Source organism: Yinghuangia soli (genome assembly GCF_021502675.1).
Taxonomy (GTDB): Bacteria; Actinomycetota; Actinomycetes; order Streptomycetales; family Streptomycetaceae; genus Yinghuangia; species Yinghuangia soli.
Map to the genome: position 1 here is coordinate 1 of NZ_JAKFHA010000069.1, position 14,737 is coordinate 14,737.

A 14,737-nucleotide genomic window follows, 5' to 3' on the forward strand; every position below is an offset into this window, starting at 1 on the left:
ACACGGTGGTGTGGAAGCCGTCGCCGACGCAGACGGTGGCGGCGTGGCATCTGATGCGGTTGCTGGAGGAGGCGGGGCTGCCGCCGGGGGTGATCAACATGCTTCCGGGCGACGGCATCGCCGTCTCCGAAGTGGTTCTCGCCGACCCCTACTTCGCGGGCCTGCACTTCACCGGCTCGACCCGCACGTTCCAGAGCCTGTGGTCGACCATCGGCGCCAACATCACCGGCTACAAGACCTACCCGCGGATCGTGGGGGAGACGGGCGGCAAGGACTTCATCGTCGCGCACCCGTCGGCCGACCCGGCGGTGCTCAAGACCGCGATGGTGCGCGGCGCGTTCGAATACCAAGGGCAGAAGTGCTCCGCGGCCTCGCGCGCGTACGTCCCCCGCTCGATCTGGGAGAACGGCTTCCGCGACGAGCTCGTCGCCGATGTCGAGTCCCTCACCATGGGCGACGTGGCCGACCTGGCGAACTTCATGGGCGCGGTCATCGACGACCGCTCCTTCGCCAAGAACAAGGCGGCCATCGACCGCGCCCAGGCGGCCGGCAACATCGAGGTCCTGGCCGGCGGCACCTACGACGACAGCGTCGGGTACTTCATCCGCCCGACCCTGCTGGTCTGCGACGACCCGGACGACGAGATCTTCACGACCGAGTACTTCGGCCCGATCCTCGCCGTCCACGTCTACGACGACGCCGACTACGACGCGATGCTGCGCCAGATGGAGTCGGCCGCGCCGTACGCCCTGACCGGCTCGGTCATCGCCCAGGACCGGGCCGCGCTCGCGCACGCCACCGAGTTCCTGCGGTTCGCGGCGGGCAATTTCTACCTCAACGACAAGCCGACCGGTGCGGTGGTCGGGCAGCAGCCGTTCGGCGGCGGGCGGGCGTCCGGCACCAACGACAAGGCCGGGGCCGCGCAGAACCTGATGCGCTGGACCAGCACGCGCACCATCAAGGAGACCTTCGTCCCGCCCACCGACTACCGCTACCCGCACATGGAGAAGGACCTGATGGGCCAGGTCTCGCAGTTCGCCAACGACGTACGCGACGTCTTCAAAGGCCGCTGAACCCGCGCAATTCCGCTGACCTCGCAGGTCCCGCCTGATCCCCGCTGATCCGCACCACCCCGCCGCAGCAAGCCCGGGGCCCGGCCCGCCGGCCGGGCCCCGCGCGCGTCAGCCCGCCGGCGCCTTGCTGCGCAGCACCTGCACGAACTCGCGCATCCACCCCGGGTGGTCCACCCAGGTACGCCCGGACACCAGCATCCCGTCCACGACCGCCTCGCCGTCCACGAATGTGCCGCCTGCGGCCCGCACGTCCGGTGCGATCGCCGGGTAGGCCGAGGTCCGCCGCCCCTCCAGCACACCCGCGGCCGCGGCGATCAGCGGCCCGTGGCACAGGTGCGCGACCGGCTTGTCGTTCTCGAAGAAGTGCCGGACCAGGCGCTGCACGACGGGGTTGTTGCGGATGTACTCCGGCGCCCGCCCGCCCGGCAGCACCAGCGCCACGTAGTTCTCCGGCCGCACCTCGACGAAGGCGAAGTCCGCGGGCCACGTGTAGCCCGGCTTCTCGGTGAAGGTGTCGAAGCCGTCCACGAAGTCGTGCACGACGAACTGGAGCTTCTTGCGCGACGGCCCGGCGATATGGACGTCGTACCCCTCTTCGCGCAGCCGCTGGTACGGGTAGAGCACCTCGAGCGACTCCGCCGCGTCTCCGGTGATGATCAGGACCTTGCGTGCCATGACGATCGCCTCCCCGAGCGATCCGAGCGACGCCCCGATCTGGTGGCGTCTGTCCACGGTGCCCGGCAAGGGCCGATTCGGCAATGGGCGCAAATTGGCTAGCGCCGAACGGCGCCGCGTGACGGGTGGCCGACAGGGGGTGACGGAACCGGAATCCTGCAATACGTTCGGCACTGGGCGGCCGGGCACGCCGGTCGCACGAGGGGGCAACGTGATCAGCACAGCCAAGAACAACGGAGCCACCCGGGTCACCTTCAGCCTGCCGGCCGACGAGCCGGCCGGCCCGGTGAGCGTGGTGGGCGACTTCAACGAGTGGCAGCCCGGCCGCCACGTGCTGGTGCGGCGCAGCAACGGGAGGCGGTCGGTCGCGGTGACGCTCGCCCCCGGCGAGACGGTGCGCTTCCGGTACCTCGGCGAGAACGGCGTCTGGTTCGACGACGACACCGCCGAACACGACGGCGAGAACGGCGTGGTCACGGTGTGACTTGACGCACTGTCAGTCGGACCTCGGGACGGCTGACACGCTGCGGAGCAGATGAGGGCAAGGGTCCCCTCACCGCGGAGATACGGCGCAGGTAGCCTGGCGGGCGTGGGTTTCCCTCGACCCGCGCGCAGGGCGAGCACGGTCGTGCCGCCGGGACAACGGTGTCCCGGGGGCCGGAGCCGGTCCGGCAAAGACGCCGGAAAGGTCCCGCCGTGGCACTTCGCCGCGTCGTCGCCGTTCGGGGAGACTCGCATTTCAGGAGACAGCAGAGTCGGTCACGCAACGGCGCGCGACAGGAGCAACGGCATCATGCAGAGCAAGCTGGACGAGGCGAAAGCAGTTCTGCTGACCCGGGCGGCGGATGCCGCCCGGCAGGCATCGTCACAGCACGGAGGCGGCGACAAGGGCGCGGGGCACATCGACCTCGACGTCCTGCTGCGCCGCTACTACCGGCACACCGCCCCCGACGACCTGGTCGACCGCGACCCGGTGGACGTGTACGGGGCGGCCATCTCGCACTGCCGCCTGGCGGCCTCGCGGCCGCAGGGCACGGCCAAGGTGCGGGTCTACACGCCGTCCGTCGAGGAGAACGGCTGGGCGTCCGGGCACACGGTCATCGAGATCGTCACCGACGACATGCCCTTCCTGGTGGACTCGGTCACCAACGAGCTGTCCCGCCAGGACCGCGCCATCCACGTGGTGATCCACCCGCAGCTCGTGGTCCGCCGCGACATCACGGGCACGCTCACCGAGATCCTGGACACCTCGGACGCCGGCACCGTGCCGGACGACGCCGTGGTCGAGTCCTGGATGCACGTGGAGATCGACCGGGAGAGCGACCGGGACGACATCCGCGCCATCGAGGCCGGTCTCCAGCAGGTCATGGGCGACGTCCGCGAGGTGGTCGAGGACTGGGCCAAGATGCGCGACACCGCGGTGCGGCTCGCCGACGAGCTGGCCGCCGAGCCGCCCGCCGAGCTGGCCGCCGAGGAGATCGGCGAGGCCTGGGAGCTGCTCCGCTGGCTCGCCGAGGACCACTTCACGTTCCTGGGCTACCGCGAGTACGACCTGGTCGAGGCGGACGGCGAGGACCAGCTCCGCGCGGTGCCCGGCACCGGCCTGGGCCTGCTGCGCCCGGACCAGGACATGTCGACGTCCTTCAGCCGCCTCTCACCCGAGGCCCGCGCCAAGGCGCGCGAGAAGAAGCTGCTGATCCTCACCAAGGCCAACTCGCGCTCGACCGTGCACCGGCCCGCGTACCTGGACTACGTCGGCGTCAAGAAGTTCGACGCGGACGGCAACGTGATCGGCGAGCGCCGCTTCCTGGGCCTGTTCGGGTCCTCGATGTACACCGAGAGCGTCACCCGCATCCCGGTGGTGCGCCGCAAGGTCGAACAGGTCCTGGAGATGGCCGGCTTCCCGCCCATCAGCCACGACGGCCGCGACCTCCTGCAGATCCTGGAGACCTACCCGCGCGACGACCTGTTCCAGATCCAGGTCCCCGAGCTGTACGACATCGTCATCTCGGTGCTGTACCTGCAGGAGCGCCGCCGGCTGCGGCTGTTCCTGCGCAAGGACGAGTACGGCCGCTTCTTCTCCGCGCTGGTCTACCTGCCGCGGGACCGCTACACCACCGAGATCCGCCTCAAGATGCAGGACATCCTGACGCGCGAACTGGGCGGTTCGGCGATCGACTTCACCGCCCGCAACACCGAGTCGGTGCTGGCCCGCCTGCACTTCACGGTGCGCGTGCCGACCGGCGCGCCGCTGGGCGACCCGGACGTCGAGCACATCGAGAAGCTGCTCGCCGCGGCCACCCGCTCGTGGGCCGACGACTTCGCCGAGGCGCTGGTCAGCGAGTGCGGCGAGGAGCCGGCCGCGGAGCTGTCGCGGCGCTACGCCACCGCGTTCAGCGAGGGCTACAAGTCGGACTTCACGCCGCGTACCGCGGTGGCCGACCTGCGCCGCATCGAGGCGCTCGACCCGGACCCGGCGGTCGCCGACTTCTGCCTCAACCTGTACCAGCCGATAGGAGCACTGCCCGGCGAGCGCCGCTTCAAGGTCTACCGGACCGGCGGGCCGCTGTCGCTCTCCGAGGTGCTGCCGATCCTGCAGCACATGGGCCTGGAGGTCGTCGACGAGCGGCCGTACGAGCTGCGCCGCACCGACGGCCGGATCGCCTGGGTCTACGACTTCGGGGTGCGCCACGACCCGTCGCTGGAGACCGGCGACGACGTCAAGGAGCTGTTCCAGCAGGCGTTCGCCGCGGTGTGGACCGGCAAGGCCGAGTCCGACCGCTTCAACGCCCTCGTGCTGCGCGCCGGGCTGAACTGGCGCCAGGCGATGGTGCTGCGCGCCTACGCCAAGTACCTGCGGCAGGCCGGCGCCACGTTCAGCCAGGACTACATCGAGGACGCCCTGGTCGGGAACGTGCACATCGCACGCCTGCTGGTGAACCTCTTCGAGGCCCGCTTCTCGCCCGGCCACCAGGGCGCCGGCCTGGAGCTGGTGGAGGGCATGCTCGAGGAGCTGGACGGCGCGCTCGACCAGGTCGCGAGCCTGGACGAGGACCGCATCCTGCGCTCCTTCCTGGCGCTGGTCCGGGCCACGCTGCGCACGAACTTCTTCCAGAAGCGCGGCGACGGCGACCCGCACGAGTACATCTCGCTCAAGTTCGACCCGCAGGCCATCCCCGACCTGCCCGCGCCCCGCCCGAAGTTCGAGATCTTCGTGTACTCGCCGCGGGTCGAGGGCGTGCACCTGCGCTTCGGCGCGGTCGCGCGCGGCGGCCTGCGCTGGTCGGACCGGCGCGAGGACTTCCGCACCGAGATCCTGGGCCTGGTCAAGGCGCAGATGGTGAAGAACACCGTCATCGTGCCGGTGGGCGCCAAGGGCGGGTTCGTGTGCAAGCACCTGCCCGACCCGCAGGCGAACCGCGAGGCGTGGCTGGCCGAGGGCGTGGCCTGCTACAAGACGTTCATCTCCGGGCTGCTCGACATCACCGACAACCTGGTGAACGGCGAGGTCGTGCCGCCGTCGAACGTGGTGCGGCACGACCCGGACGACACCTACCTGGTGGTCGCCGCGGACAAGGGCACCGCGACGTTCTCGGACATCGCCAACGAGGTGGCCGGGGCGTACAAGTTCTGGCTGGGCGACGCGTTCGCGTCCGGCGGCTCGGCGGGCTACGACCATAAGGGCATGGGCATCACCGCCCGCGGCGCGTGGGAGTCGGTCAAGCGGCACTTCCGCGAGCTGGGCCACGACACCCAGACCGAGGACTTCACGGTCGTCGGCATCGGCGACATGTCCGGCGACGTGTTCGGCAACGGCATGCTGCTGTCCGAGCACATCCGGCTGGTCGCGGCGTTCGACCACCGGCACATCTTCCTGGACCCGGAGCCGGACGCGGCGGTCTCGTTCGCCGAGCGGCGCCGCCTGTTCGACCTGCCGCGCAGCTCGTGGGCGGACTACGACACTGCGCTGATCTCGGCGGGCGGCGGCGTGTTCCCGCGCTCCGCCAAGTCGATCGCGATCACTCCGCAGGTGCGCGAGCGCCTCGGCCTTCCGGACGGCGTGACGCGCCTGGCTCCGGCCGAGCTGATGAAGGCGATCCTGCAGGCGCCCGTCGACCTGTTCTGGAACGGCGGCATCGGCACCTACATCAAGGCGTCCGGCGAGTCGAACGCGGACGTCGGCGACAAGTCGAACGACGCGATCCGGGTCAACGGCGGCGACCTGCGCGTCAAGGTGGTCGGCGAGGGCGGCAACCTGGGCTGCACGCAGCTCGGGCGCGTCGAGTTCGCGCTGGCCGGCGGCCGGATCAACACCGACGCGATCGACAACTCGGCGGGTGTGGACACCTCGGACCACGAGGTCAACATCAAGATCCTGCTGAACCAGATCGTGGCCGCGGGCGACATGACCGGCAAGCAGCGCAACACGCTGCTCGCCGAGATGACCGACGAGGTCGGCCGGCTGGTCCTGGAGAACAACTACGAGCAGAACTACGCGCTGTCCAACGCGGTCGCGCAGGCGCCCGCGCTGCTCCACGTGCACATGCGGTACCTGCGCAAGCTGGTCCGCGACGGGCACCTGGACCGCGAGATCGAGTTCCTGCCCACCGACCGGCAGCTGCGCGACCGCCAGTCGTCCGGCCTCGGGCTGACCCAGCCCGAACTGGCCGTGGTGCTCGCGTACACCAAGATCGTGCTGGCCCAGGAGCTGCTCGCCTCCGACCTGCCGGACGACGAGTTCCTGCGCGGCGAGCTGCACCGGTACTTCCCGACCGCGCTGCAGGACCGGTTCGCGACGCAGATCGACGCGCACGCGCTGCGCCGCGAGATCATCACCACCCGGGTGGTCAACGACCTGGTCAACCTGGCCGGCATCTCGTTCATGTTCCGCATGCGCGAGGAGTCGGGCGCGTCCGCCGACGAGGTGGCCCGCGCGCACCTGACCGCGCGTCAGGTCTTCGGGGCGGACGAGGTCCTGGACCGCATCAAGGCGCTCGACAACCAGGTCGCGGCCTCGGTGCAGACCAAGATGCGGCTGCACATGCGGCGGCTGGTCGAGCGGTCCACGCGCTGGATGCTCACCAACCGGCGCGAGATCGACATCGCCGCGCAGATCGCGTTCTTCGAGGCCGGTGTCGCGGACGTGGCCGCCCATCTCCCCAAGCTGCTGCGCGGCAGCGACCTGGAGTGGATGGACGGGCTCTACCAGGAGTTCACCGAGGCCGGGGTGCCGCACGACCTGGCCACCGTGGTCGCCGGGTTCTCCTCGGCGTACGCCGCCCTCGACATCGTCGAGGTGGCGCGCGACTCCGGGCACGGCGTCGTCGAGGTCGCCGAGGTCTACTTCGACCTGGTCGACCGGCTGCCGATCGCGCACATCCTGGACCGCATCATCGAGCTGCCGCGCGACGACCGGTGGAAGTCGATGGCCCGCGCGTCGCTGCGCGAGGACCTGTACTCGGCGCAGGCCGGGCTCACCTTCGACGTGCTGTCGTCGGGCGGCCCGGAGGACACCCCGGAACTGCGGTTCAAGGCGTGGGAGGCGAAGAACATCTCGGTGATCAACCGGGCCCGCACCACGCTGGAGGAACTGCAGGAGGCCGAGTCGTACGACCTGGCCACACTGTCCGTCGCGATGCGCGTGATCCGGACGCTTCTGCGCAGTGGAAGCATGACCTGACAGAGCGTCAAGATCGGTCAAAAGATGCCCGATCGGGACGTCCGGGTACTTGTGCGGGGCCGCAGGGAGGTGTTCTCCTTGCGGCCCCGCCGCCGTTGCGGCAGGTGTGCGGCAAATGTCGATGTGCGGCCGAAAACCTGGCCTTGTCCGACGTCCGGACCGGGTCATCCCTTGATGAACGCGGGTCAATAGTCGAAAGTTGGCTCCGCGCAAACGCCCCCGCCCGCTGTTGTTCGCGTATCGGTCCGCCCCCGTTCGTGTTTCGGAGGCAATACATGTACGACAGACCGGACCCGGAAGGGGCCGAACCGACCCCGTACCTGCCGGCCTGGCTCGACGGGACCCCGGCATACGGGCAGCGCCTCGACGCGCAGTACGGGCAGGAGCCGTACGGTCAGCAGGCGCAGGGGCAGCAGGCGTACGGACAACAGGCGTACGGCCAGCAGCAGGCCTACGGGCAGCAGCAGTACCAGCCGCAGCAGTACGGGCAACAGCAATACCCCCAGCAGCAGTACGGCCAGCAGCAGTACGGCCAGCAGGCCTACGCCCAGCCCGCGCCCACCGCGCCCGCCACGCCCACCTACGACCACGGCTTCGACCAGCAGTACGCTCAGTACGGGCAGTACGAGCAGTACGAGCCGTACGCGGCCCATGACCAGGTCGCCGGCTACGACCGCCAGGACCGCGCGCCGGCGCGCGACCGGGCCCCGGCCGACGAGCCGCCGCCGTACGAGCGGGTCGACAGGTACCTGCCCGCGGTCCCCGCGCAGCGCACCGAGGTGGTCCGCCGGGCCGCCGAGCCGGACGCCGAAGAGCGCCGGCCCCGCGGCCGGAGCGGACGCAGCGGCGCACGCCGCCTCGGCCCGGCGATGCGGGCCGTGCTGATGCTGGCCACGCTGGCCTGCCTGGGCGTGTTCGGGTACTGGGGCTGGACCTACTACGAGGGCTCGCCGAAGACGGTGGAGGAAGGCGACTGCATCGCGGCGCTGACCGGCGACGACGTCAAGCCGCTGGACTGCAAGGCGGCGGAGGCGAAGTTCATGGTGCATGAGATCTTCAAGGGCACGACGGACACCAAGATGTGCACGGTCGTGCTCGGCGCCACGAACCCGCTGGTGGTCGACCGCGAAGGACGCAGCGACGTGTGGTGCGTCGGCCCCAAGTAGCCCAAGCAGGGAGCCGGGCCCGGAGCGGGGCCGGGATCAGAGCTGCGAGGCGCCTTCGGCTTCCGGGCGGCGCGGCTTCGGCACCTCGGCCTCCAGGAGCAGCAGGTCGTCGCGGCGGCGCTCCTTGAGCAGCCACCAGGCCCCGAGGTAGAACGCGGCGGGTACGCCGGTGGGGGCGAGCAGCCACAGCGGGCCGCGCAGGGTGACCGCGAGGATCGCGGTCCACAGGTGGATCATGCCGAGGGTCGCGGCCCGGCCGAGCGCGCCGTACCCGTGCCGGAGCGTGTCCCGCACGCCCAGGATGCCGCCCACGCACAGCGCGGCCAGGCCGGCGGCGAGCAGGGCGGCGACTATCAGCAGTTTGTCGAGGCCGGCGAGTTCGTCGCCTTCCCGGCGCACCGCGGCGGCCATGACCCCCAAGGAGCCGGCGCCGAGCACGAAGGCCACGCCTTCGACGGCCAGCACGGCCAACAGCACGCGCAACAGCGCTGTGCGGCGGCTGCCCTTCATGAACTCCCCCGTTTCCCCGGCCCCCTGAGCGGTCGTCGGGAAGTGGGGCACACTTCCCGGAGGCCGCTTGGCCCCAGGTAGTCCGTGGTCCAACCGGTCGTTCCTGGGGAGTCCCCGTGTGTTCGTGGAGCACGTTACGCCTGTGGACCTTGCCAGACGCACCTGCCCCCCTGGGTGGCGGATCTGTAACAATCCTGGCCCGGCTCCCGGCCTGTGTCGCGGGAATTGCCGTGCTGCGCCGCGAAATATCCGGCATTGCCGGACTAATTGCCCGCACTTTGGCCGATGCCCGCGGTTATTTTCCGCGCTTTCTGTCGTCGCCGTGCCGTAGCGTTGCCGGTGCCGCGACTGGCGTAGACGTGGAACCGACCACGAGGAAGCGGCAGCGAGCAGTCGCGCGCGGTGCCGTCCGCCTGGGCACCCGGGTCCCGACCTTGAAGGCCGACCCGGGAGGAAAACCCGTGGCATTGACGCATCCGAACCCCGCATCCGCCCCTGAGTCCGCACCCGCCTCGGACACGGCAGCCGCACCCGTACGTGCGGACGCCCCGTCCCCGCTGGCCGCCGCCGACCCGGAGATCGCCCGTCTGGTCCGCGCCGAGGAGCGGCTGCAGGCCGAGACCCTGCGGCTCATCCCGAGCGAGAACTACGTCTCGGCCGCCGTGCTCGCGGCCACCGGCACCGTCCTCACCAACAAGTACTCCGAGGGCTACCCCGGCCGCCGCTACTACGAGGGCCAGCAGAACATCGACCCGATCGAGGAACTGGCCCGGGACCGCGCCCGGGCACTGTTCCGGGCCGAGCACGCCAACGTCCAGCCGTACTCCGGCTCGCCCGCGAACCTCGCGCTCTACCTCGCCTTCGCCAAGCCCGGCGACACCGTGATGGGCATGTCCCTGCCGATGGGCGGCCACCTCACGCACGGCTGGGAGGTCTCCGCGACCGGCCGCTGGTTCCGCCCGGTCTCCTACGGGGTGCGCCGCGAGACCGGCCGGGTCGACATGGACGAAGTGCGCTCCGCCGCGCTCTTCCACCGGCCCAAGCTCATCTTCTGCGGCGGCACCGCCGTACCCCGCACCGTGGACTTCGCGGCGTTCGCCTCGATCGCCGAAGAGGTCGGCGCGGTCCTGGTCGCGGACATCTCGCACATCGCCGGCCTGGTGGCCGCGGGTGTGCACCCGTCCCCGGTGGGCCACGCCGACGTCGTGTCCACCACCACGCACAAGACGCTGCGCGGCCCGCGCGGCGCGATGATCCTGTGCGGGGCCGAGCACGCCAAGGCCGTCGACCACGCGGTCTTCCCGGGCCTCCAGGGCGGCCCGCACAACCACACCACCGCCGCGATCGCGGTCGCGCTGCGCGAGGCGTCCGGCGAGGACTTCCGCGCGTACGCCCGGGCCGTGGTCCGCAACGCCGCCCGCCTGGCCGACGAACTCCTCGCCCGCGGCTACGACCTGGCCTCCGGCGGCACCGACAACCACCTCATCCTGGTCGACCTGACCGGGCGCGGGGTGGCCGGGAAGCCGGCCGCCAAGGCCCTCGACCGGGCGGGCATCGTGGTCAACCACAACACCGTCCCGTACGACACGCGCCGCCCGTTCGACCCCTCCGGCATCCGCATCGGCACCCCGGCGCTCACCTCCCGCGGGCTCACCGAGGAGCACATGCCCCAGGTCGCCGCGTGGATCGACCGCGTCGTCGAGTCGGTGCGCACCGGCAACGACCTCGTGGAGCACCAAGTGCGCGCCGAGGTCGCCGAGTTGATGGCCGCCTACCCCGCCCCGGGGCTGCCCGTGGACTGATCCGGACCCGGGGCGCCCGTCACCACAGCCGGGCGGGCGCCTCGGTGCCGGACTGATCCGCGGCCCGGCGCAGCGTGCCGACCAGCAGCGCCAGGTCGGTCGGCCCGATCGGGGCGCGGCCCGGTGCGGCCGGTGCGGTGCGCCGGCCCGCGGGCCCGCCCATGTCGGTCCAGTCCTGGCGTACCGCGGTCGGCCGCAGCGTCGCGGTGCGCGGCATGCGGCCGGTGACCCGCCCGGTCTGGAACATGTGCACCGCGCCGTCCGCACCGCGGATCAGCGCCCGGCCCGGGTACTCGTCGTCCAGCGTGCTCGCGTCCTCGATGTGGATCAGCGCCCGCGACGCCGCGTCGTCGTCCACCCGCAGCGCCACCCGCAGATCGGCCTCGGCGGTCGCCTCGACCGCCGAGGCGAGCGACGGCTGCCCGGTGGCCACCGCGAGGTGCACGCCCAACGGCCCGCCGCGGTGCACCAGATCGGCCAGTCCCTTCGCGAACCCCGGGAATTCCCGGGCCAGTCGGTCTATGTCGTCGACCGCGACCAGGATGCGCGGCATCGGCATGCGCTGCGCATCGCGGTACGCGGCGAACGTCGTGCCGTGCAACAGCTCTTCGCGGCGCGCCAGTTCGGCGTGCAGGGCGGTCATCGCGTCGGCCGTGCGCGGCGCGTCCGGCTCGTCGAGGTAGCCGATGGTGTGCGGGAGTTCGGCGCAGCCGGCCAGCCCGTCGGGGGCCGCCTCCGGGTCCAGCGGGAGGCCCCGCAGCAGCACCACGCCCAGCTGGTCCGGACGGTTCGCCACCGCCAGCGAGGTGATCAGTGCGGTGAGCATCTCGGTCTTGCCGGCCCCGGCCGCACCGCCGATGACCATGTGCGGCCCGTCGGTGTCCAGGTCGACGGTCACCGCGCCGCGGACGTCGGCACCCAGCACCCCGCGGGCGCTGCGCCCCGCCTCGCGCCACGAGCCCAGCACCTTGGCGGGGGTCATCAGGTCGAAGCCCAGCAGGTCGAGCAGCCGGACCGACTCGGGCAGCGGCGACACGGTCCGCGTCACCGCTTCGCGCAGCGGTGCCACGGCGCGGGCGAAGCGGTCCGCCCAGGCCGGGGAGACGGCGTCCGCGACGATGTCCTCGATCCGCGCGGTGCCCGGGCCGACCAGCGAAAGGCGCGTGCCCACCTCGCCGGTGACCCGCCCGATCACCGCGCACTGCAAAGGGAGTTCCTCGGCGCGGTCGTCCAGGCACAGGGCATGCACGCCGGCCGCGGGACCCTCGGCGAGCAGCCGGACCAGCTCCGGGCGGGCGGTCAGGGAGCCCGCGCCGTCCATGACCACCACGGTCCGGCGGCGGATCCGGGCGGGCCGCTCGGACTTGTCGAACCGGTCGACCCGGTCCAGGAGTTCACCGGTACGGGCGAGGACCTGGTCGCGGGTGAGGCCGACCAGCAGCCGGCAGTCCTGGCCGTCCGCGGGCCGCAGGTGCGGCAGCCAGCGCAGCCACGCCCAGTCCGGCGCGGCCGCCGGATCGGCGCACAGCAGGACCAGTTCCAGATCGTGCGGCCCGTGCAGCGCGGCCAGTTGCGCGACCACCGAGCGGGCCAGGCCGAGCAGCCGCGGCCGCGGACCGGCCAGGCCCAGCACCGCGTCGCGCAGCGGAACGGTCACCGGGGCGTCGAATGCGGTCAGCCGCCGGACGCCTTCCTGGTCCGCCACGGTCACCTCGGACGGGATGTCCCCGGTGCCCAGGCGTACCGCGAGCCGGTCGCCCGGATCGCCGTGCCGCTCCCACATCCGCACCGGGACGGCCGGCCGGCCGCGCTCGGCCGCACCCGCGTCCAGTGCGGCCAGCAGCAGCGCGGCCAGGTCCGGGCTCTGCACCCGGCGGCGGCGTACTTCCTCGACCACCGCGAGCCGCGCCTGGTCCTCCAGCGCGGCGCGCTCGGCCGCCACCGCGCGGCGCCGCCCGGCGAACCCGAGCCGCCGGGCCGCCGGTTCGTCGGGCAGGTCGATGCGCACCGGTTCCACCGGCGCGGACGGCTGCCGCGGCTGCCGCGGCAGGACCACGTGCCCGAGCCCGTCCGGACGCGGCGCATCCGGCGCGGCGGGCGGATCGGCGTCGTACGGCAGCGGCAGCACCGCCGCCACGGTGGTCTCGCCGAGCCGCAGCAGCGAACCGGGCGCGAGCCGCACCGCGTCCCGGCCGACCGGCATGCCGTCCAGCGAAGTCCCGTTCGTGGAACCGAGATCCGCGACCGCGAGCCGGCCGCCGGCGCCCGGCGTTATGGTCAGCTCCGCGTGCAGCCGGGACAAGTCCGGGTCGCCGAGCCGGATCTCCGCCTCCGGGGCGCGCCCGATGCGCACGGTGCCCTGCCGCAGCAGGTGCACGCCGCCTGCGTCCGGGCCGCCCACCACGCGCAGTTCGGGGGAGCCGATCGCGGGCGAGGCGGGCCCGGGCCCGCCGACCGTCACCAGTGCGCCGTCCACCAGCGGGGGGCGGCCCAGCGGGGTGTTGTCGGCAAGGCGTGTGTCGCCCACCCAGAACCGCTGCCCGTCGGTGCCCGACGTCGAGCGCAACGCGCCCGCGACGGCTCCGAAAGTCGTGCCGGTGGGAGCGGTCACGAGCACGTCCGCCCCCGGCCCCTCTCCGCGGGACCCGAGCACGGTGAGCCGGATCTGCATGCTCCTCCGTCCGCCCTGCCACAGCCTTGCCTGCCAGCCGCATCGCCTGCGCAGCGCCCGCGCCGCCGGCGCACGCGCATGTCGCGCGCGTCATGCGACGTGCACGGTACGCATCCTTGCATCCGCCACGAGGATGGCACTCCCGGAGCGCGGATGGGAATGATCTTGCGGGGTGCGCGGGTGCGCACAACCCGTGGCGAACCGGTTCAGCATTGCGCGCGTCCCCCCTCGCGAGGGGCGCTGTGCGGGCCCCGGTGCGCGCCATATGGTGTGCGCAGGTGTCAGTACGTCTGGGGAGCGCAGTGGACCGGCCGGTCGGAAGCAAGTACCTGCTCGAGGAAACCCTGGGACGGGGTGCCAGCGGGACGGTGTGGCGTGCCCGGGTCCGGGACACCGGCGAGATCGTCGCAGTGAAGGTGCTGCGCGAGGAGCTGGCCGGCGACCCCGACGTCGTCACCCGGTTCCTGCGCGAGCGCTCCCTGCTGCTGCGCCTGGCGCACCCCAATCTGGTGCGGGTCCGCGACCTGGTCGTCGAGGGCGAGGTGCTGGCCCTGGTCATGGACCTGATCGACGGTCCGGACCTGCGCACGTACCTGCGCGACAACGGCCCGCTGCCGCCTGCCGCAGCCGCCCTGACGATGGCTCAGATCTGCGACGCGCTCCAGGTGACGCATGCCGACGGGGTCATCCACCGGGACCTCAAGCCGGCCAACATCATGCTCAACCGCAACGGCGACTCGCTCTACCCGATGCTCACCGACTTCGGCATCGCCCGGCTCGCCGAGTCGCCTGCGCTCACCCGCACCCACGAACTCGTGGGGACGCCCAGCTATGTGGCGCCGGAATCCGCCGAAGGCCGCCCGCTGACGCCGTCGGTGGACATCTACGCGGCAGGCGTCGTGCTGTACGAGCTGGCCGCCGGGCATCCGCCGTTCACCGACTCCAACCCGATCGCGCTGCTGCACCGGCACCTCGCAGACACCCCGGTGCGCCCGGCCGGCATGCCCGACCTGTACTGGCTGATCACCGAGCGCTGCCTCGCCAAGCAGCCGGAGCGCCGCCCGGACGCCGAGGGCCTGGCCCGCGCGCTGCGCGCGGCCGCCGACATCATGCAGGGCAGCCGCGCCGACGACGGCTCGGTGGCGCGGCTGCTGGACGCC

At 72.1% G+C, this 14,737-nt stretch carries 9 protein-coding genes and 1 riboswitch; of the genes, 6 read left to right on the top strand and 3 right to left on the bottom strand.

All coding sequences use genetic code 11. From position 1 onward, the window contains the following. A partial coding sequence (locus LZ495_RS43025; RefSeq protein WP_235058754.1) for an aldehyde dehydrogenase family protein occupies positions 1-1,073 on the top strand: 1,073 nt, incomplete at its 5' end. Between the two features lie 108 nt (positions 1,074-1,181). On the opposite strand, the gene LZ495_RS43030 is transcribed toward LZ495_RS43025, so the two are convergent. Beyond that, positions 1,182-1,748, bottom strand: coding sequence for a DJ-1/PfpI family protein (locus tag LZ495_RS43030; protein WP_235058755.1), 567 nt, complete (start codon positions 1,746-1,748; stop codon positions 1,182-1,184). Positions 1,749-1,959: 211 nt separating this feature from the next. On the opposite strand from LZ495_RS43030, the gene LZ495_RS43035 reads away from it, so the two are divergent. The 3 genes from LZ495_RS43035 to LZ495_RS43045 all read left to right on the top strand — a co-directional run bounded on the left by LZ495_RS43035 (position 1,960) and on the right by LZ495_RS43045 (position 8,594). Beyond that, on the top strand, positions 1,960-2,232 hold the full coding sequence (locus tag LZ495_RS43035; protein WP_235058756.1) for an isoamylase early set domain-containing protein: 273 nt from the start codon (positions 1,960-1,962) through the stop codon (positions 2,230-2,232). A gap of 309 nt (positions 2,233-2,541) precedes the next feature. Continuing rightward, positions 2,542-7,428, top strand: a complete 4,887-nt coding sequence (locus LZ495_RS43040; protein WP_235058757.1) for an NAD-glutamate dehydrogenase — start codon at positions 2,542-2,544, stop codon at positions 7,426-7,428. 275 nt (positions 7,429-7,703) lie between these two features. After that, positions 7,704-8,594, top strand: coding sequence for an LppU/SCO3897 family protein (locus tag LZ495_RS43045; RefSeq protein WP_235058758.1), 891 nt, complete (start codon positions 7,704-7,706; stop codon positions 8,592-8,594). Positions 8,595-8,630: 36 nt separating this feature from the next. Here LZ495_RS43045 and LZ495_RS43050 read toward each other — a convergent pair whose 3' ends face one another. Next, a complete protein-coding gene (locus LZ495_RS43050; protein WP_235058759.1) occupies positions 8,631-9,104 on the bottom strand; it encodes a hypothetical protein in 474 nt (157 codons plus the stop codon). 334 nt (positions 9,105-9,438) lie between these two features. Then, a riboswitch (ZMP/ZTP riboswitch) is annotated at positions 9,439-9,530 on the top strand. Between the two features lie 131 nt (positions 9,531-9,661). Between LZ495_RS43050 and glyA the strand changes: the two genes are divergently transcribed. Next, a complete protein-coding gene (gene glyA, locus LZ495_RS43055) occupies positions 9,662-10,906 on the top strand; it encodes a serine hydroxymethyltransferase (RefSeq protein ID WP_235058762.1) in 1,245 nt (414 codons plus the stop codon). A gap of 19 nt (positions 10,907-10,925) precedes the next feature. Here the strand turns inward: glyA and LZ495_RS43060 are convergent, their stop codons facing one another. After that, positions 10,926-13,577, bottom strand: coding sequence for an FHA domain-containing protein (locus LZ495_RS43060; RefSeq protein ID WP_235058760.1), 2,652 nt, complete (start codon positions 13,575-13,577; stop codon positions 10,926-10,928). Between the two features lie 278 nt (positions 13,578-13,855). Here LZ495_RS43060 and LZ495_RS43065 point away from each other — a divergent pair. After that, positions 13,856-14,737 (top strand): serine/threonine-protein kinase (locus LZ495_RS43065; protein WP_235058761.1); only part of this gene is annotated, 882 nt, incomplete at its 3' end.